The sequence below is a fragment of the Clostridium sp. AM43-3BH genome, from assembly GCF_003479985.1.
Lineage (GTDB): Bacteria > Bacillota > Clostridia > Lachnospirales > Lachnospiraceae > Otoolea > Otoolea fessa.
The window spans coordinates 611,251-635,214 of record NZ_QUIH01000001.1 but is presented as its reverse complement, the minus strand read 5'-3'; the positions used below and the strand labels follow the sequence as shown (position 1 = coordinate 635,214).

The 23,964-nt window shown below is 36.3% G+C and carries 24 protein-coding genes; 23 read left to right on the top strand and 1 reads right to left on the bottom strand.

What is annotated here, in order from left to right; translation table 11 throughout:
• The 22 genes from DW931_RS02755 (at position 1) to DW931_RS02655 (ending at position 21,946) form a co-directional block, all read left to right on the top strand.
• The gene (locus tag DW931_RS02755; protein WP_118482118.1) at positions 1-720 is read left to right on the top strand and encodes a CpsD/CapB family tyrosine-protein kinase; all 720 of its coding nucleotides are present in this window, start codon (positions 1-3) and stop codon (positions 718-720) included.
• An 11-nt stretch (positions 721-731) separates the two neighbouring features.
• Complete coding sequence (locus DW931_RS02750) at positions 732-1,745, top strand: LCP family protein (protein ID WP_207664431.1); 1,014 nt, start codon at positions 732-734, stop codon at positions 1,743-1,745.
• A 37-nt stretch (positions 1,746-1,782) separates the two neighbouring features.
• Positions 1,783-2,418 (top strand): hypothetical protein, encoded by a 636-nt coding sequence (locus DW931_RS02745; RefSeq protein WP_118482116.1) that lies wholly within the window; start codon positions 1,783-1,785, stop codon positions 2,416-2,418.
• Between the two features lie 113 nt (positions 2,419-2,531).
• Positions 2,532-3,800 carry a sugar transferase gene (locus DW931_RS02740; RefSeq protein WP_118626894.1) on the top strand — a complete coding sequence of 423 codons (1,269 nt, stop codon included), beginning with the start codon at positions 2,532-2,534 and terminating at the stop codon, positions 3,798-3,800.
• A 234-nt stretch (positions 3,801-4,034) separates the two neighbouring features.
• The gene (locus DW931_RS02735) at positions 4,035-4,544 is read left to right on the top strand and encodes a hypothetical protein (protein ID WP_182430017.1); all 510 of its coding nucleotides are present in this window, start codon (positions 4,035-4,037) and stop codon (positions 4,542-4,544) included.
• Between the two features lie 61 nt (positions 4,545-4,605).
• Positions 4,606-6,549 (top strand): nucleoside-diphosphate sugar epimerase/dehydratase, encoded by a 1,944-nt coding sequence (locus DW931_RS02730; protein ID WP_118516892.1) that lies wholly within the window; start codon positions 4,606-4,608, stop codon positions 6,547-6,549.
• 30 nt (positions 6,550-6,579) lie between these two features.
• Complete coding sequence (locus tag DW931_RS02725; RefSeq protein ID WP_118626893.1) at positions 6,580-7,863, top strand: DegT/DnrJ/EryC1/StrS family aminotransferase; 1,284 nt, start codon at positions 6,580-6,582, stop codon at positions 7,861-7,863.
• A gap of 24 nt (positions 7,864-7,887) precedes the next feature.
• Complete coding sequence (locus tag DW931_RS16450; protein ID WP_118626892.1) at positions 7,888-9,597, top strand: sugar transferase; 1,710 nt, start codon at positions 7,888-7,890, stop codon at positions 9,595-9,597.
• The gene (locus tag DW931_RS02715; RefSeq protein ID WP_118626891.1) at positions 9,594-10,505 is read left to right on the top strand and encodes a glycosyltransferase family 2 protein; all 912 of its coding nucleotides are present in this window, start codon (positions 9,594-9,596) and stop codon (positions 10,503-10,505) included. The genes DW931_RS16450 and DW931_RS02715 overlap by 4 nt, the downstream gene beginning before the upstream one ends.
• Positions 10,506-10,537: 32 nt before the next feature.
• A complete protein-coding gene (locus DW931_RS16155) occupies positions 10,538-11,050 on the top strand; it encodes a serine acetyltransferase (protein WP_118626890.1) in 513 nt (170 codons plus the stop codon).
• A 12-nt stretch (positions 11,051-11,062) separates the two neighbouring features.
• Positions 11,063-11,191 carry a hypothetical protein gene (locus tag DW931_RS16355; protein WP_278278272.1) on the top strand — a complete coding sequence of 43 codons (129 nt, stop codon included), beginning with the start codon at positions 11,063-11,065 and terminating at the stop codon, positions 11,189-11,191.
• A gap of 4 nt (positions 11,192-11,195) precedes the next feature.
• Positions 11,196-11,591, top strand: coding sequence for a DapH/DapD/GlmU-related protein (locus DW931_RS02705; protein WP_118626889.1), 396 nt, complete (start codon positions 11,196-11,198; stop codon positions 11,589-11,591).
• Complete coding sequence (locus DW931_RS02700; RefSeq protein ID WP_118626888.1) at positions 11,591-12,643, top strand: glycosyltransferase family 2 protein; 1,053 nt, start codon at positions 11,591-11,593, stop codon at positions 12,641-12,643. Before DW931_RS02705 ends, DW931_RS02700 begins: the two co-directional genes overlap by 1 nt.
• A 105-nt stretch (positions 12,644-12,748) precedes the next feature.
• Entirely contained in the window at positions 12,749-14,047 is a 1,299-nt protein-coding gene (locus DW931_RS02695; RefSeq protein ID WP_118626887.1) for an O-antigen ligase family protein, read from the top strand.
• Positions 14,048-14,076: 29 nt separating this feature from the next.
• Positions 14,077-15,021 carry an ATP-grasp fold amidoligase family protein gene (locus DW931_RS02690; RefSeq protein ID WP_118626886.1) on the top strand — a complete coding sequence of 315 codons (945 nt, stop codon included), beginning with the start codon at positions 14,077-14,079 and terminating at the stop codon, positions 15,019-15,021.
• A gap of 1 nt (position 15,022) precedes the next feature.
• Complete coding sequence (locus tag DW931_RS02685; RefSeq protein ID WP_118626885.1) at positions 15,023-16,465, top strand: oligosaccharide flippase family protein; 1,443 nt, start codon at positions 15,023-15,025, stop codon at positions 16,463-16,465.
• A gap of 16 nt (positions 16,466-16,481) precedes the next feature.
• On the top strand, positions 16,482-17,720 hold the full coding sequence (locus DW931_RS02680; protein ID WP_118626884.1) for a nucleotide sugar dehydrogenase: 1,239 nt from the start codon (positions 16,482-16,484) through the stop codon (positions 17,718-17,720).
• 3 nt (positions 17,721-17,723) lie between these two features.
• A complete protein-coding gene (locus tag DW931_RS02675) occupies positions 17,724-18,356 on the top strand; it encodes a hypothetical protein (protein WP_118626883.1) in 633 nt (210 codons plus the stop codon).
• A gap of 23 nt (positions 18,357-18,379) precedes the next feature.
• Positions 18,380-20,248, top strand: coding sequence for a glutamine--fructose-6-phosphate transaminase (isomerizing) (gene glmS, locus DW931_RS02670; protein ID WP_118626882.1), 1,869 nt, complete (start codon positions 18,380-18,382; stop codon positions 20,246-20,248).
• Between the two features lie 131 nt (positions 20,249-20,379).
• Complete coding sequence (locus DW931_RS16150) at positions 20,380-21,033, top strand: helix-turn-helix domain-containing protein (RefSeq protein WP_243036892.1); 654 nt, start codon at positions 20,380-20,382, stop codon at positions 21,031-21,033.
• Between the two features lies 1 nt (position 21,034).
• A complete protein-coding gene (locus DW931_RS02660) occupies positions 21,035-21,568 on the top strand; it encodes a VanZ family protein (RefSeq protein ID WP_118626881.1) in 534 nt (177 codons plus the stop codon).
• Positions 21,569-21,679: 111 nt separating this feature from the next.
• Positions 21,680-21,946: a hypothetical protein gene (locus DW931_RS02655; protein WP_147353613.1), complete on the top strand. Its 267-nt coding sequence runs from the start codon at positions 21,680-21,682 to the stop codon at positions 21,944-21,946.
• Positions 21,947-22,029: 83 nt separating this feature from the next.
• On the opposite strand, the gene DW931_RS02650 is transcribed toward DW931_RS02655, so the two are convergent.
• The gene (locus DW931_RS02650; RefSeq protein ID WP_118626879.1) at positions 22,030-23,061 is read right to left on the bottom strand and encodes a helix-turn-helix transcriptional regulator; all 1,032 of its coding nucleotides are present in this window, start codon (positions 23,059-23,061) and stop codon (positions 22,030-22,032) included.
• A gap of 645 nt (positions 23,062-23,706) precedes the next feature.
• Between DW931_RS02650 and DW931_RS02645 the strand changes: the two genes are divergently transcribed.
• Entirely contained in the window at positions 23,707-23,943 is a 237-nt protein-coding gene (locus tag DW931_RS02645; RefSeq protein WP_147353612.1) for a hypothetical protein, read from the top strand.
• The last annotated feature ends 21 nt before the right edge of the window (positions 23,944-23,964 follow it).

The window sequence follows — 23,964 nt, the reverse complement described above, 5'->3', positions numbered from 1 at the left end:
ATGGCAAACCAGAATCTATTTATCCAGGTTACACAGGATGAAAAAAAAGACTATCAATATGAGGAAGCAATGAAAACACTCCGTACCAACATTCAGTTTTCGGGCAGTGGATTGAAAGTGATCATGCTGACCAGCACGATGCCGGATGAGGGAAAAAGTGAGACATCTTCCCAGCTGGCGATTTCAATGGCACAGACAGAGGGACGAGTTTTATTTATTGATGCCGATATCCGCAAATCCGTGCTGGTATCCCGCTTCGGATTCGGGCAGCAGATTTACGGTCTGACGCAGTACCTGACAGGACAGAAACTGCTGGGGGATATTCTGTATCATACCAATCTGCCAAATCTTGACATCATTTTCTCTGGCCCGATGGCGCCGAATCCGGCGGAATTGCTGGGAGAAGACGCATTTGCGCGGCTGGTTGAATGGGCAAGAAATGAATATGACACGATCATCATTGATACGCCGCCTCTTGGAAGTGTCATTGACGCAGCTATTATTTCCCAGCGCTGTGACGGAGCTATCCTGGTAGTTGAAAGCGGGGCGCTCAGTTATCGCCTGGTGCAGAAAGCAAAAAACCAGCTTGAGCGGACGGGCTGCCGGATTTTAGGAGCCGTACTGAATCGTGTCGATATGGCAGGCAGCGGATACTATCATAGATATTATGGAAAATATTCCAAATATAGTAAATATTACGAAAACGAGTCGGATAAATGAAAAAGCAGAATATGATTCGATGGATTGCCGGAGCGGCGCTGGGAATCGCCTGCGTGGGATTCGGTATCCATGCGTATTACAGATATGAAGAGAGAGAAGCAGCCGTGCAGGAGATGGAAGCACGCGGGCAGCAGGAAAACAAGGATGCAGAAGACCAGAAAAATGGGATTTTGACCTGGAATGGAAAGAAATATCGCCGGAATACAGCGATGAGAGCCATTCTTTGTATGGGTATTGATACGAAGGGCGAGATGGCATCACAGGTAGTTTCGGGAAAAGGCGGCGATGCCGATGCCATCTTTCTGATCGCCGAGGACGCGTCCAGAGATCAGGCTCAGATTGTTCTGATTCCAAGAAATACAATGACGGAGATAGAGGTATTTGACTATTTTGGGGAACCTCTGGGGACCGAGACACAGCAGCTGACGCTGGCGTATGCGTTTGGAGACGGGCGGGAAGAAAGCTGTGAACTGACAGCAGAAGCCCTTTCTAAACTTTTATTTGGTCTTAAGATCGACGGATACTTTGCAGTCAATATGGATTCGATTCCCTATTTCAATGATGCAGTCGGTGGTGTGCCGGTTACTGTGGATGATGAGATGGTCGCAAACCAGTATCCAGAAGATTTCAAGATGGGAGAAACAGTCAACCTGACCGGAGATCTGACAGAAAAATATGTCCGCTTCCGGGATGTGGACGAAGAGGGTTCCGCAAGTATTCGTCTTCACCGGCAGAAAGGATATCTGAAAGCGTTTATTCAGAAGGCAAAGGAAAGTCAGGCGGCAGACAAAACCACCATAACTCGGCTGGTGGATGGAATACAGAAATTGGCGATCACCAACATGGCAAAGGACCAGTACATGGACATGGGACTGGCGCTTTTGAACAGTCCGGATGCCATGGAAGACGGTGATTTTATTGAACTGTCGGGAAAAATATATCAGGGAAAATTCGAAGAGTTTTACCCAGATATGGATGAGCTAAAAGAGATTGTCATCAATCTTTTTTATAAAGAAAAAGCTTAAAAAGCAAAGGCTTTGAAAGCCGGAAAGGAAGGTTCAAATGAAAAAGAAGTACGCAGCACTCATGATGGCAGTAGCAATCATGGCAGTGCCGGGCACACTGGCAATGGCAGCGAGCCCGAACACAAACGCGACAGTCAGTCACGGAGGAAGCAGTTCAGGTTCTGCCTCTTCCAAGAGCGCAGGTCTCAATGTAAATGCGGGAACCATTACCAACAAGACATCTACGGGTATCAAGAATAGTGGTCAGAATGGTTCCAACGGTATTACTGTTTCGCAGGGAAATACTGCAAATGGCAGTTCGGTTGGGTTCGCATCCGATCAGCAGATCAAAGACGGCAATAGCTGGGCTGTTGCAGAAAAAGTGTTTGAGATCAATGCAGGTGTTCCGCTGTATCGTGTAACGGGTGATCCGGCACTGGTTGGATATTCTCCGCTTATGCCGGCACAGCAGCTCATGACAACCGATGCAAATGGCGGTGTAGTGAGTGATCCGGTCACGGTAAATATTGCAGTAGCAGCTCTGGGCGATGTTCAGAATGTAGAAATCTACTACTACAGTGAAACCGATCATAAGTGGAAATTAGCTCCGGTCAACGGGATTGATCATGCAACAAACTCTGTTAATGTAACAATTCCGGGCAATGCAGTCTTTACATTGGTTCATAAGAACTAATTGATAAGGCCGCGGAAGCCGGCAGGTACCTGGTAAGAGAGGTACCTGCCGGTACCTTGAGAGGCTGATTTACAAAGTCGATTGCAATAGGCATTGACGGGGGAGCGGTAGATATGTACAGAAGAGATTCAGGCGGATGGATGAAGCATATCGATTTCATCATCCTGGATGTGATTTCTCTGCAGGCGGTATTAATACTTGCCTATGCATGCAGTGGGTATGGATGGGATATATACACACCGATTTTGTATCGGAATATGGCGATTTTCTTAGGACTGATGGATCTGATTTTGCTGGTTTGCCGGGAGACAATGCGGGGAGTCATAAGAAGAGACCATTTTGTGGAATTTATAGTAGCTGTCAAGCAGGCCGTTTTGATAGAAGGCAGTGCTCTTTTATATCTGTTCCTTCTGCAGGAAGGGCAGAGGTATTCCAGGCTGGCACTGATGCTGACGGCTGTCTTCTATATCGGAATCGCATATATTGTGCGTGAATGCTGGAAATGGCATCTGCAGCGAAAAAAAACAGTCGATGGAAACAAGCGCGTTCTGCTGATTGTGACAAATGAGGACATAGCCGGACGGACGGTCAAAACGATCAAGGAAAACAATTATGCACAATACATGATTGCGGGGGTCTGCCTGATCGGATGCCACGAATCGCATGTAGGAGAGAAAATCGAAGAAATCCCTGTGATAGTGGAGGAGGAAGAACTTCCCCATTATGTCTGCCAGGGATGGATTGATGAGGTTGTTGTTATAACCTCAGAGATGGAGCCATATCCGGATAAGCTGCTGAACCAGCTGACAGAAACCGGCGTAACGGTGCATCTGAACCTGGCAAAAGTGACAAGTGTGCCGGGAAAGAGACAGTTTGTGGAGAAAATAGGACCGTATACCGTGCTGACAACGAGCATCAATTATGCGTCGTCTTTCCAGCTTTTTCTCAAACGGATGATGGATGTCATAGGCGGACTGATCGGCTGTGCATTGACGGCGGTACTCTTTTTATTTCTTGCACCTGCGATTTATCTGTCATCACCGGGACCGATCTTTTTTACCCAGGAAAGAGTCGGAAAAAACGGAAAACGGTTCAAAATGTACAAATTCAGAAGTATGTACATGGACGCCGAAACACGCCGTGATGAGCTGATGAAAGAAAATAAGCTGGGCGATGGAAAGATGTTCAAGCTTGATTTTGACCCGCGCGTGATCGGAAATCAAATCATGCCGGATGGAAGCCATAAGACCGGAATCGGTGAATTTATCCGCCGGACAAGTCTGGATGAATTTCCTCAGTTTTTCAATGTGCTGAAAGGAGATAGCGGTATAATAGGGACAACCAAGAAAAACCTTGATTTTACAAGGGTTTCGCTGGCTTAGTCGAATTTCGTTATGATAATTTTTCTTTGTGTTGTGTCGATTGAGCGGGGGAACAAATATAAAAGAATGGTTTCTTGGATGCTTATTTTGACCCACACTATAAGCTGAAAAATTATGATAAGGAGGTTTGACCTAGCCTGCGAATGATCTTTTTAATAAGAACATTCACAGGCTAGTCGTCGTGTTATAGAACTTACCTAATAAAAACGAATAATTATGAGGAGTGTGTTGAAAATGGGAAGAAAATTATTAATTGTAGCCTCTAAAAGATATGGAGATTATGTAAAAGAGATAGCAGAGTCAATGGGTTGCTTTGAGGAAATCTCCTTTGTAGATAATGACAGAGAAGGAGCTATTGGAAAACTGGAGGACGTGGAAAGTTTTTATCCGGAATATAACTGTGCAATAGCTGCATGTGACGATGGAACAGAAAGACTTGAGTGGAATAAAAAGTTGGAGACACTTTACAATATTCCAGTTTTAGCTCATATGGATTCTACGATTTCTCCATCAGCTAATTTAATGCCTGGCTGTATTGTTGAGCCAAGGGCTGTTGTCGGCTGCGGAAGTACTATTGGGCAGGCAACGATCATTGGTGCCAATGTGGTGGTAGAACCATATTGTTTTATTGGAGATAGTTGTACATTAAAATCAGGAACAATTGTGAAATCAACAAGTATGGTTGCAATGAACACAAGCACAGAACAAGGAAGTGTTCTGTTTACATCATTAACAAAGGATTGATAAGGATCAATAATTATAGGAAGGATGAAACCGCCCTGATTTTCGTGGGGGGGGGTACACAATGAATAATACAAATGAAACAAAGATGGATATGAAACAGGCAAAACAAAATAACACGCCAAACATACGCTGGACGCTTGTCGGGTATGATTTGATTGTATATGCATTAGTAGCAGTTATACTCCTGGTGTTATATGGGGGAATGGATAAATTATCAACTGTTGGGATCTTCCAACAAGTAGGTCTTTCTGTTCTGTGTATTTTCACAGCACGTCTAATAGGTAAAATTTACGGGCAAGTATGGAGATATGGTGGGATTCAGTGTTATATCCGCTTGCTGTTTACTGATTCTATCGCTTTTGTGGCGTATCTATGTCTGGAACTCCTACTTCCAGTTCAAAAAATTACATTTGCAAGATTACTTTCATTGGTTAGCTTGAATTTATTAGGAGCATTGGCGCTTCGCATGATGTATCGCTATGCATACAAATGTGGAAACCAGGAGACAACAAGAGGAAAAATTCTTTCTATATTATTACATATATTTTCAGGTATTGAAGCTGGAAATGAAAAAGAAGTGCAGAAGATCAAAGTTGCAATTATTGGTGCTGGACGAGTTGGTGTGAGTCTGGCAGAAGAACTTTTGAATAATTCAGAAGCAGCGTATGTACCAAGATGTTTTATTGATATTAATAAGGAAAAAGTTGGACGAGATATACATGGCATTCCGGTTTGGTCTGAAACGGAAGCAACTTTTAAGAAGTTAGGCGAATTTGAAGTACAGGAAATAATTTTTGCAATTCCATCAATGGATGCAGCTAAAAAGAAAAGTCTTTATGAGTATTACAAGAATGCAGGATACAAATTAAAAGTATATGATTATCCGACTATGTATGCGGCAGGAGGAAAACGTCATCTTCGAGAATTTGATATAGAAGAACTTTTATTTAGAAAACCTCTGGTTGTTTCGGATGAACGTACCAATGCATATTACAAAGATAAAGTCGTTCTGATTACAGGTGGTGGCGGTTCTATTGGGTCAGAACTGTGCAGACAGTTGGCCAAGATGAATCCGAAGAAGATCATTATCTTAGACATTTATGAAAATGGTGCATATGATGTTCAGCAGGAATTGAAGATAGCATATGGAAATAAACTGGATTTGCAGATTGAAATCTGTTCCATCACTCATAGAAAAGCTCTTGAAAGAGTATTTGAAAAATATCATCCACAGATCATTATCAATGCAGCCGCTCACAAGCATGTCCCATTGATGGAGCATAACTGTGTAGAAGCCATTTACAACAATGTATTTGGTACACAGAATCTGGTAGAGCTTTGTGAGGAGTATGGCGCAGAACGCTTTATGATGGTATCAACGGATAAAGCAGTTAATCCTACAAATGTTATGGGTGCAACTAAGAGAATGTGCGAGATGATTGTCCAGAGTGCAAGTACACACGGAAAAGTAAAATACAGTGCAACACGTTTTGGAAATGTACTTGGCAGTGCCGGATCAGTTATTCCGTTATTCAAACGTCAGATTGTTAATGGTGGACCGGTTACAGTTACAGACAAGCGAATTATCAGATACTTTATGACAATTCCGGAAGCATCACAGCTTGTTCTTCAGAGTGGTGCGATTGCCAATAATGGAGAGCTGTTTGTTCTTGACATGGGACAGCCAGTAAAGATTATGGATCTGGCAGAGAATATGATTCGTCTGTCTGGTGTACAGGGAATTGAAATTATTGAAACGGGATTAAGACCAGGAGAGAAACTGTATGAGGAGCTGTTAGTTAAGACAGAGGAACTGGATAAAACAGACAACAGCATGATCTTCATCGAAAGAGATACTGCACTGAGCCAGAAAGAAATATACCAGAAGATTCAGGTGCTTAAAGATGCCTGCGATACAGGGGATGATCTAATTGCAAAAGAAGCACTGAGGAGTGTTGTTCCAACATTCAAAAGACCAGAAGATGTAAATAAAGAAATTGCTTAATATCAAAATGGATGAAAAGAGGTAGGAGTCATGTTTAAAGAAAGTAATAAATTTGAGAAGTTTGAGTCTAAAGTATGGTTAAGCAGCCCGACTATGCATGGTCCGGAGATTGAATATGTGAAAGAAGCATATGAAACAAACTGGATGTCAACAGTTGGGAAAAATATCAACGAAGTTGAAAGAATGGCATGTGAATATATCGGATGTAAATATGCAGTTGCATTATCTGCCGGAACAGCATCATTGCATCTTGCTATGAAATTAGCTGGTATTGAAGCATATGGTATGCCAAAAGTTGGACATGGTGCATTGGAAGGAAAGAAAGTTTTTTGTTCTGATATGACTTTTGATGCCACTGTAAATCCTGTTGTTTACGAAGGTGGTGAACCGGTATTCATTGACACGGAATATGACACATGGAATATGGACCCAGTGGCACTTGAAAAAGCATTTGAAATTTATCCGGATACGAAGGTAGTAGTTGTTGCTCACCTTTATGGAACACCAGGAAAAGTAGATGAATTAAATGCTGTTATCAAGAAACATAATGCAATTCTGGTAGAAGATGCTGCGGAATCTATGGGAGCTACATACAAGGGAGTACAGACCGGTACATTTGGAAAGTATAATACGATTTCCTTTAATGGAAACAAGATTATCACCGGAAGTGCAGGTGGATGTTTCTTGACTGATGATGAAGAAGCTGCAAACAAAGTTCGTAAATGGTCTACGCAGGCAAGAGAAAATGCAGCATGGTATCAGCATGAAGAACTGGGATACAACTACCGTATGAGCAATGTAGTAGCTGGTGTAGTTCGTGGACAGTTCCCATATCTGAATGAACATATTGCTCAGAAGAAAGCAATTTATGAAAGATATAAAGAAGGATTAAAAGGTCTTCCAGTTTCTATGAATCCAATTGACTTTGAAAATTCTGAGCCGAATTACTGGTTGTCATGTCTGATTATTGATAAAGAGGCAATGTGCAAGCAGGTTCGTGGCGAACAGGATGTTTGCTATGTAAAAGAAGCAGGAAAAACTTGTCCAACTGAAATTCTGGAGGCAATTGCATCTATTAATGCAGAGGGCAGACCGATTTGGAAACCAATGCATATGCAGCCGATTTATCGTTTAAATCCGTTTATTGTCAGAAATGGTAATGGACGTGCAAGATCAAATGCGTATATTGCAGGTGGAGTGGCAGATGTAGGAATGGACATTTTTACAAGAGGATTATGCCTGCCAAGTGATAATAAAATGACGGCAGAGCAGCAGGATAGAATTATTGAAGTGATTAGAGCTTGTTTTGAATAGAAATATATTGTGGGAGAGATTATAGTGTCAAAGAAAAAAATAGTTGGAATTATAGCATCATCTATTGTTGGTGGAACTGCGGTAGCAACTTGGATTATGAAGAAAAAAGCGAAAAAAACCATTTATAAAGCTGAAAACATAGAAGCAATTCCGACACGTAAAATGGGATTTTATGAGAAATACGTTAAAAGAGTAATAGATATTGTTTGTGCATCAGCAGCGATTATATGTTTTAGCCCATTATATATAGGTGTTGCAATTCTTGTCAGATTCAAACTTGGAAGTCCGGTATTGTTTACTCAGGATCGTCCAGGTTTGATTGGAGAAGATGGCAAAGAAACTATTTTTAAAATGTATAAATTTCGTACTATGACAGACGAAAGAGACGAAAATGGAGAGCTTTTGCCAGATGAGGTGCGGTTAACCTCATTTGGCAAGTGGCTTAGAAGTACAAGTCTTGATGAACTTCCAGAGGCTTTTAATATTTTAAATGGGACACTTTCGGTTTGTGGTCCGCGTCCACAACTGGTCAGAGATCTTACGTTTATGACAAAGGAACAACGTATGCGTCACACTGCAAAACCAGGGTTGAGTGGATTGGCGCAGGTGAATGGAAGAAATGCAATTAAGTGGGAAGATAAATTGGACTGGGATTTGAAGTACATAGAAAATGTGTCATTGTTAGAAGATTTAGGTATTATCTTAAAAACTGTAAAAACTGCTTTTATTAAGCAGGAGGGAATTACAGATGGAGATATGGCAACAGCAGAAGACTTTGGTGACTATTTATTGAATAATGGAAAGGTGAGTCAAGAAGATTACAATAATAAACAAATGAAAGCAAAGAAAATTTTAAATCAGGAAAGTGATGTTAAAGAAGATGTTAAAGTAGATAGAAATCATCATGTACCTTTTTCCGTGGCTATGTCAGTATATAAAAGTGATAATCCCGATTTTTTTGATAGAGCACTTAGTAGTATTACTGATGAGCAAACGATTAAACCAAATGAAATTGTATTAGTTGTGGATGGCCCGGTAAGTAACGAGATAAATAATGTTATTAATAAATATGAAAAAAAGTATGAAGTATTTAATGTTATACGATTAGAACAAAATGGTGGCTTGGGAAATGCGTTAAAAATCGCAGTTGAAAATGCAACTTATGAACTAATTGCTCGAATGGACAGCGATGATGTGTCTGTTTCTACACGATTTGAAGAACAATTAAAATATTTTGAAATAAATCCTGAGATAGATATTGTGGGAGGAGATATAACAGAATTTATCGGAGAAGAAAATAATATTGTTGGGAAAAGATCTGTTCCATTATCTAACGAATCTATAAGAGAATATATGAAAACACGTTGTGCTATGAATCATGTTTCAGTCATGTATAAAAAGAAAGCAGTGGAAAGTGCTGGCGGATACCAAGATTGGTTTTGGAATGAAGATTATTATCTATGGATAAGAATGTGGTTAAATGGAGCAGTATTCGCAAATACAGGAAGCGTGCTTGTGAATGTTCGGGTCGGTGAAGAAATGTATCAACGACGAGGAGGTTCAAAGTATTTTGAGAGTGAAAAAGGACTTCAGGATTATATGCTGAAGAATAAGATGATTAATCATTCGACATATATAAAAAATGTAACTAAGAGGTTGATTATTCAAAAATTGATGCCTAACAAGCTAAGAGGTTGGGTATTTAGAACATTTGCGAGGAAAAAAGTATCATGAAGTATGTAGAAGGTCTTGTCAGTGTTATTATGCCGACTTACAAGCGCTCAGAAAAATTACTCAGAGCAATAGACAGTGTATTGAATCAGACATATAAAAATTTAGAATTGTTACTAGTAAATGATAATGAGCCATTTGATGAATATACGGAATTGTTGAAAAAAAGAGTAGAGAAATATTCGAATGATGAAAGATTCCATCTGATTCTTCAGGATAAACATATTAATGGCGCAGTTGCAAGAAATGTAGGTATTCGCCAGGCAAGAGGACAGTATATTGCTTTTTTGGATGATGATGACTGGTGGGAACTGAATAAACTGGAAGAACAGGTAAAAGAACTAAAGTCTCTTGATGATAGTTGGGGGGCGGTGTCATGTAAGTTTACATTGTATGATCAGAATGGAAATGTTATAGGAAAAACAAAGAAATATAGAGACGGATATATTTATAAAGATATATTAAATCTTATGTCAGATGTTGCAACCGGCACATTGCTTATAAGACATGACTATTTTGATACAACTAGATATTTCGATGAAAACTTGTTGAGACATCAAGATTTGCAACTTTTAGTAGACTTTACATCAAAATATAAATTAAAAGAAGTAAATCAATATTTGCATTGTGTGGATGTTTCAGATACTCAGAACAGACCAGATGCTCATAAATTAGTTCAATACAAAAAAGCGTTTTTTAAATCTATAAAACCAATAATGGATTCACTTAGTGATAAAGAACGAAAATGTATTTATGCAATGCATAAATATGAATTGGGATATGTATGTTTAAAAAAAGGAGACAAGATTCAGGGGATAATGTATTGTAAAGCAATATTAAAAAGTCCAAAAGCGTGTAGATTGGCATTGAAAAAAACTATTTTGAAGATTGTCCAGATTTGTAAAAGATAAGTTTGAATAATTGAAATTATCGGGAGGTATTTATGATTCAATCAAAAGCAGATTTACGAGAATATATGGAAGCTGATCGAATTCACTTAGGATATGAATATAAAAAACCAAAAATAAGAGATATTGTATGGCGATATGAGATATATTTACGAAAAAGTGAATATTATAATAATGTATCGGGGGGGGTGCTTCATAAAATAGCAGGCATATATTGTAAATCGATATGGAATATATTGGGATTAATGTGTGGATTTTCAATTGGACTTAATTGCTTTGAGAAAGGATTAAGTATTTCACATATTGGCACTATTGTTGTTAATCATGAAGCAAAAATAGGAGAGAATTGTCGTTTGCACGTATGCGTTAATATAGGAACAGGTTCACCGCAAATAGGAAATAATGTTTATATTGGACCTGGAGCAAAAATTTTTGGAAAAATTAGAATAGCAAATGGAATAAAAATAGGAGCAAATGCGGTTGTAAATAAAGATTTTTATCAAGAAGGAAAAACAATAGTAGGAGTTCCTGCTAAATATATAGAATAAGGCGGAAAAATCATGAAAGAATTTGGATATTTACTAGCAAAAGTCAAATTTAAAATAAAGAGAAATGATAAAGAAGTAATTAATAAATATTTTAGAAAAGTAGGTATGGAGATCGGGGGGGGGGTGCAACATTTGCTGTAATATAATGACATCTGAACCATATTTAGTTAGAATAGGCGAAAATGTTACTATATCTGGAAATGTTACATTTGTAACACATGACAATAGTATATCGAAGATTTCGCCACAATATGTTAACTTGTTTGGATATATTTCAATTGGGGATAATTGTTTTTTAGGTCAAAATTCTACGATAATGTATGGCTGCACATTAGCTAATAATATTATAGTTGCTAGTGGTAGTGTAGTATGTAATAGTTTTGGTGAAGAAAATATAATTATAGGTGGAAATCCGGCAAGAAAAATTGGTACTTGGGATGAGCTTAAATGTAAGGGAAATCAATCTATGAAACGTAAAGAAGCGCTTAGTGCTGCTAAATGTAAAGAAGATTGGAAATTTATAAAAAGGAAAGAAAAGTGATGACAGAAGAATTAGTGAGCATTATTGTACCTGTATATAATATGGGAAACAGCCTAGAAGTTTGTGTTGATTCATTACTGAAGCAAAAATATTCTAATATTGAAATAGTATTAGTAGATGATGGATCAAGCGATAATAGTCTTGAAGTATGCTACAAATTACAAAAGAGAGATAGTAGAATTCAAGTATATCATACAGAGAATAGAGGGTCTGGGCCGGCACGAAATACAGGAATTGAAAAAGCAACTGGTCGATATATTTATTTTCCTGATGCTGATGACAAATTAGAAGAAGATGCGATTGGTATTTTAGTTGATGCGATGGAAAATGGGAGATATGACTTAGTTGTATTTGGCTATCAAAGTATTGATGCTAAAGGGAATGTAGTATTGAAAAAACAATATCCTGATATGAAAAGAAATGGTGACGATGTGCGCCAAGATTATTCAGATTATGTGGTTTCAACAAGAAGATATGGTATTCAAGGTGCACCGTGGAATAAATTTTTTGACTTGAATGTAATTAGAAAACATTCTATAAGATATCCCTCTTTAAGACGACACCAAGATGAAGGTTTTATAAGTCGCTATATGTGCTATGTGAAAAATATTCATTTTATTAAAGCGATTTTATACAATCATTATTTAAATGATTTGAAAAAAGAATGGGATAAGTATCCGGTTGATTATGTGGATGCGGTAATTGGGTTGTATAAAACAAGAAAAGAAACAATATTAACTTGGAATGAGAAAGATAGAAGGACTAAGGAAATTGTAGAACATGAATATATTTGCAATATGATTAAAGCTTTTGAGCTGTCTTATTCACCTAAGATGAAATTAAGTGGTAGAAATCGTCTAAAATGGATTAGAAAACAAATTGAACGATCACAAGTGTTAAAAGTTGTTATGCCTTTATCGTTAGGTCGTTATCAGAAAATTATATTTACATTACTAAAAAAGCGACATATCAATCTGGCGATATTAATTATGCATATTAAAATAATTATTGAAAAAAATGGTGGTTTAGATGCTTTTCGTAGATTGCAGTAATTATTTGATGATAGATTGTCGTATCGGTTGTATAGAATGTTCTATTAAAAACATTTTATATGTAAGTGGTATTGATTAATAGAACATTCAGGAGGAAATTGAGTGATGAAAATTGGAAGTAAACACTTTATGGATTGGTGGTCTTATATATATGTTATAATGATTCTTTTAATTTCGCTTTTTATTTCAGATTTCAACATAGTAATGTTTATACTATATTTTGTTTTGGCATTACCATTTATAAACTCAATTGAACATTTTGTTGTAATATCATTATTGTTGTCAACAATATCTTATTATTTTACTGGAGCATATGAAGAAATATTTAGTATATATACAATATTGCTGCTATTGATTATGGCAAGAGTTTTATTCTTATATAAAGGAAAGTTGGAGTTCAATGCTAATAATTTAATACTAATAATTATATTAGGTGTATTAGCTTGTTGGTCTTACATAGAATCACCATTTCATTATTTTAACGGATTATTTAGGTTATTATATTTGCTGTTATTATCAGTGGTAGTTGGGAATTTTATAAGATTGAAAATATCTGTGATTTGTGAAATATTGCCTAAAACAGCCAGTATTATGGTTGTTGGGTATCTTTTGAGCGTATTAATAAAAGGATCTTTGATTGATGGAAGATTAACAATAGCAAATAGTGTGAATACAAATACATTTGGAATGTCATGTGCACAGTTAGGGTGTATATTATTAATGACTGCTTTTCTTAATAAAGCCCAAATGAGAAAAAATTTAGTTTTGTGTGCAATAGTTGTTATGCTAGCTCTTTTAAGTGGCTCAAGAGGTGCTTTGTTGGCTTTTGCTTTGGCAAGTGCAATTGTGGTAATTATTTATGCCAAAAAAAACGGGCGATTAACAGGAACGATGTTTAAATTAGCTATTGCAGGTACTGTGGCGTTAGGAGGTATGTATCTTGTACTTATTTTGACTGGTCTTGATACAAGCAGGTTTAGTGTTGCAGAAATTATAGCATCAGGTGGTTCACGTAGAAGTTTAATTTATGAATCGCTAATTCCATATATAATAAAAAATGGATATTGGAAAATAGGATACGGACCAGGTCATGAGTGTAGTCGTCAAGTTATTATGTCATTGATTGGATGGGATTATGCACATTCTCATAATACTTTTTTGGAAGCTTTCGGTGAATTAGGAATTATGGGATTACTTATATTAATTTGGAGTATAAAAAAATCATTAAAAAATATTTACGGAGTTTGTAAAATATACAAAGAGGCATATTTGTTTGTAACTATTTTAATATGTTTGCTTATTAATGGACTTGCAGAATCCTATTTTTTCGATGCAGTTTTATGGTTATTGTTGGCGATTTGTAGAAACAATTTTATTGAAAAAACAGAAATTGTTGCAAATTAGATATAAAGATAGACGAGGAGGAAAATAATTTGTTTGATACATTAAAAAAGCGTTTTCCAGGATTATATGATTTTTATCAGCATGCTCAGCGTATGAAGATATTAAAAAAAATAAAAAAAATGGAAAATGTACCAGAAGATAAATATGCTGAATTGATAGAAAATGAATATCTAAAAGTTTTAGGTCATAGTTTAAATTGGGACAATTTACAAACTTATACAGAAAAAATGCAATGGGAAAAAATATATGATAAAAATCCAATGAAAACAGTATTGGCGGATAAATATCGTGTCAGAGAGTGGATTGAAAATAAAATTGGAAATGACTACTTGATTCCACTGATAGGAGTATGGGATTCTTTTGATGATATAGATTTTAATTCATTACCGGATCAATTTGTTTTAAAGACTAATCATGGAACTGGAACAAATTTAATTGTAAAAGATAAAGAAAAACTTAATATAAAAAGAACGAAAAGAATGTTTGATGACTGGATGAAAATTGACTATGCTTTTACGAATAGTTTACAGTTACATTATAGAAAAATCCCACGAAAGATTATTGCTGAAAAATATTTAGAGACTGATTTGGGGGAATTACAAGATTATAAATTTTTATGTTTTGATGGGAAACCATATTTTTGTTGGGTTGATTTAGGACGTTTTTCAAAACACACTAGAACGGTATTTAATATGAAATGGGAATTACAACCATGGACTCAAGCAACATATGGAATTGCAAGTCATGAGATTCCAAAACCTAAAAACTTTGACAAGATGGTTGAGATAGCGACAATTTTATCAAAAGGATTTTCACATGTTAGAGTGGATCTGTATAATGTAGATGGTAAAATATATTTTGGCGAAATGACATTTACAAATGGAAGTGGTTTAGACCCAATAGTGCCAGAAAAATATGATAAAGTTCTTGGGAATTATTGGAAACTTCCAATAGATCAAGAGAGGAAAAAATAAAATGATTCGTAAACAGAGTATTTCGCAAAATTTTTTTTTCCAATATGCGTATCAAATATTGATATTGGTAATTCCACTCGTTTTAGCACCTTATTTATCACGAGCCCTTAGAGAAACAGCACTGGGAGTTTTTTCATATGCAAATTCTATAGCGGCATATTTTGTTGCTATGTCTATGCTTGGAATAGCAAGGCATGGACAGCGCATTATTTCAGAAAATGCAAATGACGATATAAAACTAAGAAAATCATTTTGGAGTTTGTTCACAGTTCATATTATAGTATCTATAATTTCTTTATTGATATACTTGGCATTCGTAGTTTTTTTTATAAAAGATAATAAAACTATATTTACTATTGAACTGTTATATGTGGCATCGGCAATATTTGATATTACTTGGTTGTTTTATGGACTTGAGAATTTTAAAAGTGTCGTAATAAAAAATGCATTAATAAAAATATTTGAATGTATTTGTGTGTTTATATTTGTGAAACAGCCGAATGATTTGGGAATATATGCATTTATAAATGCAACTAGTATATTAATTGGTCAGGCAATTATGATTCCGCAAGCTGTGAAAGTTGTTAGACCGATTAAGTTTACAAAAGAAGATGTTAGGAAACATATAAAACCGTTACTTGTTTTCTCAATATCTGTAATCGCATCATTTATGTATACAGTGTTTGATAAAACATTATTAGGAATAATGAGCACAAAAGAGAATGTTGCTTTTTATGAATATTCAAACAAAATTGTAAATGTACCCAAAACTATAATAGGAGTAACTGGAACAGTTATGTTTCCAAGAGCATGTAGGTTGGCTGCTGAAGGTAATGTTGCTGGTCAAAAAAAATATATCAAATATTCGTATTTTATTACTTCATTTTTGGGTATGGCTTCTTTATTTGGGTTGATGGGGATTGCGGATACATTCTCTATAGTATATTATGGTGAATCGTTCAAAATATGTGGAAAAATAATGGCATATATGGCACCGCTTGTTTATATTGTAGGAGCAGGCGATATTATAAGAACACAATATATGATACCTAACCATATGGATAAGCAATTTAACATTTGCATAATATTTAATGCAGTTATTAATTTGATTTTAAGTGTACTTTTAATTCCAATTATAGGTGTTTATGGTGCAGTGGTTGGTTCTGTATCAGCAGAAATCTTTGGATTACTAGTACAAATGGTTATTTGTCGGAAATTTGTTAAGGCAACAGAAATATTAAAAGAGTTGATTCCATTTATTTTGATTGGATTTTTAATGATGCTAGGTATTAAATATGTTGATATGATGGGAAAAGCATCGTTAATTGAATTGGGATTAGAACTGATAGTGGGAGGACTCATATATTGTATATTGACAGGTTTGTATATTCTTTGCTTTAGAAAAGATATAAAAGAGTCAATTATGAACAAAATAAATTTGTAGAAAAAGGAGATTCGATATGAAAATAGCAGTAGCAGGAACAGGATATGTGGGATTATCTATTGCCACACTTTTATCTCAAAATCATGAGGTAATGGCAGTAGATATTATTCCAGAGAAAGTTGAGAAGATTAATAAAAGAATCAGTCCAATCCAGGATGAGTATATTGAGAAATACTTAAAGGAAAAAGAACTGAATCTGACAGCTACATTGGATGCAGAAGCAGCATATAAAGATGCAGATTTTGTCGTGATTGCAGCTCCAACAAATTATGATAGTAAGAAAAATTTCTTTGACACGTCAGCAGTAGAAGCCGTAATAAAGCTGGTTATTGAATATAATCCGGATGCAATTATGGTGATTAAATCAACCATTCCGGTAGGCTATACTGCAAGTATCAGAAAAAAATTCCACTGTGATAATATTATCTTTAGTCCGGAATTTTTACGTGAGTCAAAGGCACTATACGACAATCTGTATCCATCAAGAATTATTGTAGGAACAGATATTGAAAATGCTAGACTCGTAAAGGCTGCGAATACATTTGCTGGATTACTGAAGGAAGGGGCTATTAAAGAGAATATTGATACTCTGATTATGGGATTCACAGAAGCAGAGGCAGTAAAATTATTTGCGAATACATATTTGGCACTCAGAGTTTCTTATTTTAATGAACTGGATACTTATGCAGAGATGAAAGGACTTAATACACAGCAGATCATTAATGGTGTGTGCCTTGATCCTAGAATTGGTTCTCATTATAACAATCCATCGTTTGGATATGGTGGATATTGCTTACCGAAAGACACAAAACAGCTTCTGGCAAATTATGCAGATGTTCCGCAGAATATGATGTCTGCAATCGTTGAGTCTAATAGAACAAGGAAAGATTTCATAGCAGATCGTGTATTACAGAAAGCTGGATATTATGCTTATGGAGATGAAAACACATATGATGCTTCTATGGAAAAAGAGGTCGTAATTGGTGTATACCGTCTTACTATGAAATCAAATTCAGACAATTTCCGCCAGTCTTCTATACAGGGAGTTATGAAGAGAATCAAAGCTAAAGGTGCATCTGTGATTATTTATGAACCAACTTTGGAAGATGGAAGCACTTTCTTTGGAAGCAAGGTGGTGAACAATCTGGACAAATTTAAAGAACAAAGTCAGGCAATTATTGCAAACAGATACGACAGTTGTCTGGATGATGTGAAAGATAAAGTTTATACAAGAGACTTATATGGCAGAGATTAAAAGATGTTGGGAGATGTATTACAATTTATTCATGCACTAATAATACAGTTTTGCAAATCTCCGGTTTCATCACCCATTATATGGTGTTTAGGAATTATCTGGATAATAAAATCATTATATGCTTTATACAAAATGAAAGCAAAAACGGATGAACTGGCTGCAAAGAGAGAAGCAAAAGAAATTTTAGAGGCTGTTAAGAATCTGGATGTCTTAGCTGAGAAAAGTAAAGAAGAAAATCAGGATATTAGAACGCTAATGTTTGAAAATTTAAAAGAATTGAAGGAGTTCTATGTTATCTGTAAACAACAAATTAGAAAATCTTTCTCAGCAGCCATGTTCTCATGCTTTGCCGGATTTGTTCTGTTCGTTTTAGCTGTTATTATATTTTTGTTAGATGGAAATAATTCAGCATCGCTTACGGCTGGTTTATCTGGAGCAATAGTAGAAATCGTGTCGGGTCTTTACTTTTGGATGTATAGGGAAACATCTAAGCAACTTGGAAAGTACCACAAACGATTGGAAACAACTGAGAAATATTTAATTGCATTGCAGATTATCGAAATGTTACCAGAGGAAAATAGAAGCGAACAGTATGGAAAATTAATTGATTACATTTTCGAAAATGTAAATAAGTAATAATTTTTGCGGGGAGAAATAATATGTGTGGAATTGTAGGTTTTACCGGGAGACAGCAGGCAGCACCTATTTTATTAAATGGATTGTCTAAGTTAGAGTATCGAGGCTATGATTCAGCCGGAATTGCTGTGCGAGATGGGGAGCATCTGGCACAGGTGGTTAAGGCTAAGGGAAGATTAAGTAATCTTGTTGAAAAAACAGATGAAGGGAAAGCATTATTAGGAACATGTGGAATTGGACATACACGTTGGGCAACGCATGGAGAGCCGAGTCAGATCAATGCTCATCCGCATGTATCTGGAAATTGCACAAGATCAGGTTCTGGGGAAGTGGAATCAGAAGTTGTTGGAGTGCATAATGGAATCATTGAAAATTATACAGAACTGAAAGAAAAACTGTTAAAACACGGTTACACTTTTTATAGTCAGACTGATACAGAAGTGGTAATTAAACTGGTGGATTATTATTATAAAAAGTATAACCTGGGACCGATTGATGCGATTGCGAAAACGATGGTTCGTGTGCGTGGATCGTATGCACTGGAACTCATGTTCAAAGATTATCCAGGAGAAATTTGGGTAGCAAGAAAAGATAGTCCGATGATCATTGGCGTAACCGATGGAGAAACCTATGTTGCTTCTGATGTACCTGCCATTTTAAAATATACAAGAAATGTTTATTATATTGGCAATCTGGAATTTGCAAAATTAACACCGGGAGAAGCACATTTCTTTAACCTTGATGGAGACGAAATAGAAAAGCAGACGACAGAAATTAAGTGGAATGCCGAAGCTGCTGAAAAAGCGGGATTTGAACATTTTATGATGAAAGAAATCCATGAACAGCCGAAAGCAGTTAAGGACACTTTAGGATCTGTGATAAAAGATGATTGTATTGATTTATCTTCGGTTGAACTTACAGAAGATGAAATTCTGGGATTTGATCAGATTTATATTGTTGCATGTGGTTCCGCATGGCATGTTGGAATGGCTGCACAGTATGTAATAGAAGATCTGGCAAATATTCCGGTAAGAGTGGAACTTGCTTCAGAGTTTAGATATAGAAGAATGTCATTAAATAAAAACTCTTTGGTTATAGTGATCAGCCAGTCTGGAGAAACTGCAGATACATTGGCTGCCTTACGTCTGGCAAAGGAAAAAGGAATTATAACTTTGGCAGTTGTAAATGTTGTTGGTAGCAGTATTGCACGTGAAGCAGATAGAGTCTTCTATACACTTGCCGGACCGGAAATATCCGTGGCAACAACAAAGGCTTATAGTGCTCAGCTCGCAGCAATGTATTGTCTTGCTGTTCAGTTTGCAAAAGTCAGAAACGTGATTACAGAAGAACAGTATAGCAGTTACATTTCTGAGCTATTGACGATTCCGGAAAAGATTCAGAAAATATTACAGGATAAGGAAAGACTTCAATGGTTTGCTGCAAAATATGCAAATGCACATGATGTATTCTTTGTCGGTAGAGGAATTGACTATGCGATTTCTTTGGAAGGAAGTTTGAAATTAAAGGAAATTTCATATATTCATTCGGAAGCGTATGCGGCAGGAGAATTAAAACATGGTACAATCAGTCTGATAGAACCAGGAACTTTGGTAATCGGCGTATTAACGCAAAGTGATCTTTATGAGAAAACGATTAGTAACATGTTGGAATGCAAGAGTCGTGGGGCATATCTGATGGGATTGACAACATATGGCAAATATGAGATTGAAGATCAGGTAAACTTTGCAGTATATGTTCCAAAGATTGATGAGCATTTTGTAGGAAGCCTTGCAGTGATTCCATTACAGTTAATGGGATACTATGTTAGTGTAGCAAAAGGCCTGGATGTAGACAAGCCAAGAAATCTGGCAAAGAGCGTTACTGTGGAATAAAAGTATTTGAAATTAGTATTCTGGGTTGGCATAGAGATAGATATCAGCTCGGAGTATTAGTACAAAATGATTGGATTGACACGAAAATGGGAAGATCAAAAAAGAAACCAGAATATGATTCGGAAAAGATAATGGAGCAGTTTACGAACTGTATTGCTGAAGCATATATGTCTGGAGCAGGTGGTGGATCAGCAAATTCATTACGACAAATATCAGAACAGTTCAACATTACCTTAATGAAGACACGCAAAATATTAATTACGGCGGGTGTGTATCATACTGAGCTTAGTGAGCAGGTTATTTCGTTAAGGGAAAATGGAAAAAGCATTTCAGAGATTATGCAGGAGACTGGATTGAGCAGATCTTCGGTTCATTCCTATTTGCCGTATACAAAAATGATATACAATGCGGATGAATTAAGCCTGTATGCAGAGAGGTGTAGATTGTACCGGGAAAGAAAACAGGCTGTTGAAAAACTGCATTGCTGCATCGGTAAATCATATGAATTACTGGAAAATCATTTGTGGGAGACGTTAAAATTGTTTTCAGGCTATTCTTTTACGACTGTAAAGGGATTAAGATTTCATTATACGGTCAATGGAAATGAAATCTTGATTGACCGGAAAAAGAAATCAATAACCAGAAGCAGTGTAAATATTGCTCTGAAAGAAACGATGGAGATGAAGGGAAATGTAAACGGACCGAAGAAATTAAAGGTTTTTGGAGCAAGTTATCTGTACTCGATATTCTTGCGTTTTGGTCTGATTAAAATAGAAAGGGAATAGAATGGATATTTACCAGATATGGACAACATATAATAAGAAATGGTCGAAATATGAGATATTGGCATTTAGTGTATTGTTGCTCTTGACAGTCATTGTAGTAGCAGGAGGCGTATGTAGAAAAAAGATTAATCTAATTCAGGCAGTGGCTGTTGTGATGATGGTAATATTTCTTGGAATTGTATTTGGCTCTACGATATTTACCAGAACAAGTACCGTTCGTCAGTATGAATTGATACCGTTTTGGTCATGGAAGGCTATTTGGAAATATAAAGATTGGACGCTGCTAAAAGAAAATCTTTTGAATTGTATATTGCTGTTTCCGGCTGGAGCCTTATTACCGATAATTGCAAACCATAAAATGAAATGGTATCGGGCATTATTATTTGGGGTTTTGGTATCAGCAGTAATAGAAACCAGTCAGTTGGTGTTTATGCGTGGATTATTCGAATGGGATGATATGATTCATAATGGACTTGGGTGTATGATCGGAAGCATGATAATCAATTTTTTTATGAAAAATAAAATTAGGGATTGACGAACATATGTTCTGATAGTATAATCATAAATGTCAGGAGGAAACAGGAGGTCAGCACTGTTCCCTTGGATAGAATCTATATGGTAAGCAACAGTTAAGTACTGTTTCGGGATGGCTTATCAGAAACTCATCAGCGGTTTTCTTTCCCTTATCCGTTTGAGTGATATTATATTGCTTGGAGGACTGGAGATGAGATCAGATTTGAAAAAGATTGGCGAACAAAAGAGTACAGATTTAGTGGGGCAGACAGAGAGAGCATTGTACTTGATGGAGGTAATCAGTGCGATTACAGATCGGGGCAATAATGCGGAAGTGAGACGCAAGAAAGACGGAACTTTAACTGTATATGAAGTGAAAAAGAATATTGTGACCGTTTAATAAATTGGTATTGAGCGAAGGACTAATAGGAGTCAGAAACATTTACACAGAGAAGTGAATGTTTCTGGCTCCTTTTTTATAATCTAAGAATGTGGATTTTTCAGAATGCTTGATAACATTCGATCATCGTTATGACGAATGTGGTATGTCCGTTCTAATTCGGATACATTACATAATTTAGCGATGGATTCTGTATAAACAGAAAAATCTAAATCAGTAGTTAATGCTGATTTATCAATTGAGTAGTAGTCTTTTGCAATATTTAAATGATTTTGTAGATTAACTTTAAAGGCGGGATCAATATCAGTTCTGTTAAGAAACTCATCTATATGGGCTTTTTTAATAATAATTCTGTTGTTTTGCAATCTTAGAATACCCTGAATGAGTACTTGAGTAGCAGAATCTATGGTAGGATACTGTTCCACATTACATAGACAGAATCGATGAATTGCTGGATAACGGAATCGACCAGAAGATGATGTTGCTGCACAGCCAACAACACATGCCAAATCTTTATTATTCAAATCTCCATGATCAAAAACAAGGGACCACATATCTCCGCAGCGGTTACAAGCCAACTGGCAGAAGATCATTTTGGTAGATGAATAAACTAATGTTCCTTCATAATGTTTGGAAAAAGGTTCGCCTTCAGGAGTTAAATCACCGGAATCTAAGTCCAGTATAGCAGAACATTCATTAGTGCCATATATGTCTCCAAGCTGAAGAATTCCATGTGTAAGAGGTTTATCTTGGTATTCTTCAGAATTAGCCGCTGTAGACAGAAAGAACACATGGTATTTACCAGTATATCCATAGTAGGCGGGATTGCTTATATCATAAATTAGTTTTTGCAGATTTTTCTCGGAAGCAGTTTTTGCTATTTCAATAGAGTGCAAGATAGCCGTAAGGTTAAGGTTTAAACCATCGCATATTTTTAATAGTGTAGAGATTGTAGTAGAGGAAGGTGCTTTAAACATATAGTCGATGGTTCGAGGGGACATTTTTCCGGCTTTTTCAGCGCATATTTTGGCTAAATCACGAGATGACAATGCTCGTTCATCCATAACCGTTTTTATATAATCAACAATTTGTCGAAGAATCTCTTGATTATTCATAGAACAGGACTCCTTTCTGAGAGAAGGTTACTAATTAAATTCATAATAACACACACGGAAAAAGAATGAAATAATAAAATGCGCAAAATATTGCACAAAAAAACATTCAAAAGTAAAGAGACTGCAATGTTAATTCATTAACATGAAAAATAATGCAATTTGCACAAAAAAAGACACCATAACACATTGGTTATAGTGCATATTGACAATAAATGGTAGCAATGCTATAATGTAAAAGACCTACTCCCTTGGCACGAGAGTAGATCTAAAAACGCTTAGACAGACAAAATCGACATCATCCTACTGGTCTATATCCAATTGGCACTTGGAAATAATAGGATTGGTGTCGGCTTTTATCGGTACTATATCATGTTGTACATAACATTAGTTGCGGCTCAAATATGAATGCCCTTCTATTGAGTAACTTTAGATCTGAACCTTCAACCCAGATTCTCTTTTCCTCTTTTTGAGGAACATATAGAAAAAGTTGTCAAATACAACATGCATTAGTATATCATGCGGAGAAAAACCAGTCAAGGTTTTTTTGCAATAGATATATTAAATTTGTATGAAAAATATGTAAAATAAGAACAATTTCCAGCAAGTATAGTGGCTGGAGAGACGAAAAGAATGCGAGAAATTACTATGGATAAAAATGCGATAAGAGAAACGGTGCGTATGATAGCAAGTGACCAGATTGTTATCAGCGTTGTAGGAGTAACTGTTTCAAGAAAAGATACACTTGAAAATTATATAACGGTAAACAACGAAATGATAACGGTAGTTGGGGGAAAGTCTCTGCTGATAAAGTACTTGGCAGGAGGCAGCTACGTGTTGACGATAAACGCAGGAAAATTATTTTGTGAAGGTAATACAGGATAAAAGTCTGAAAACGTAAGCACT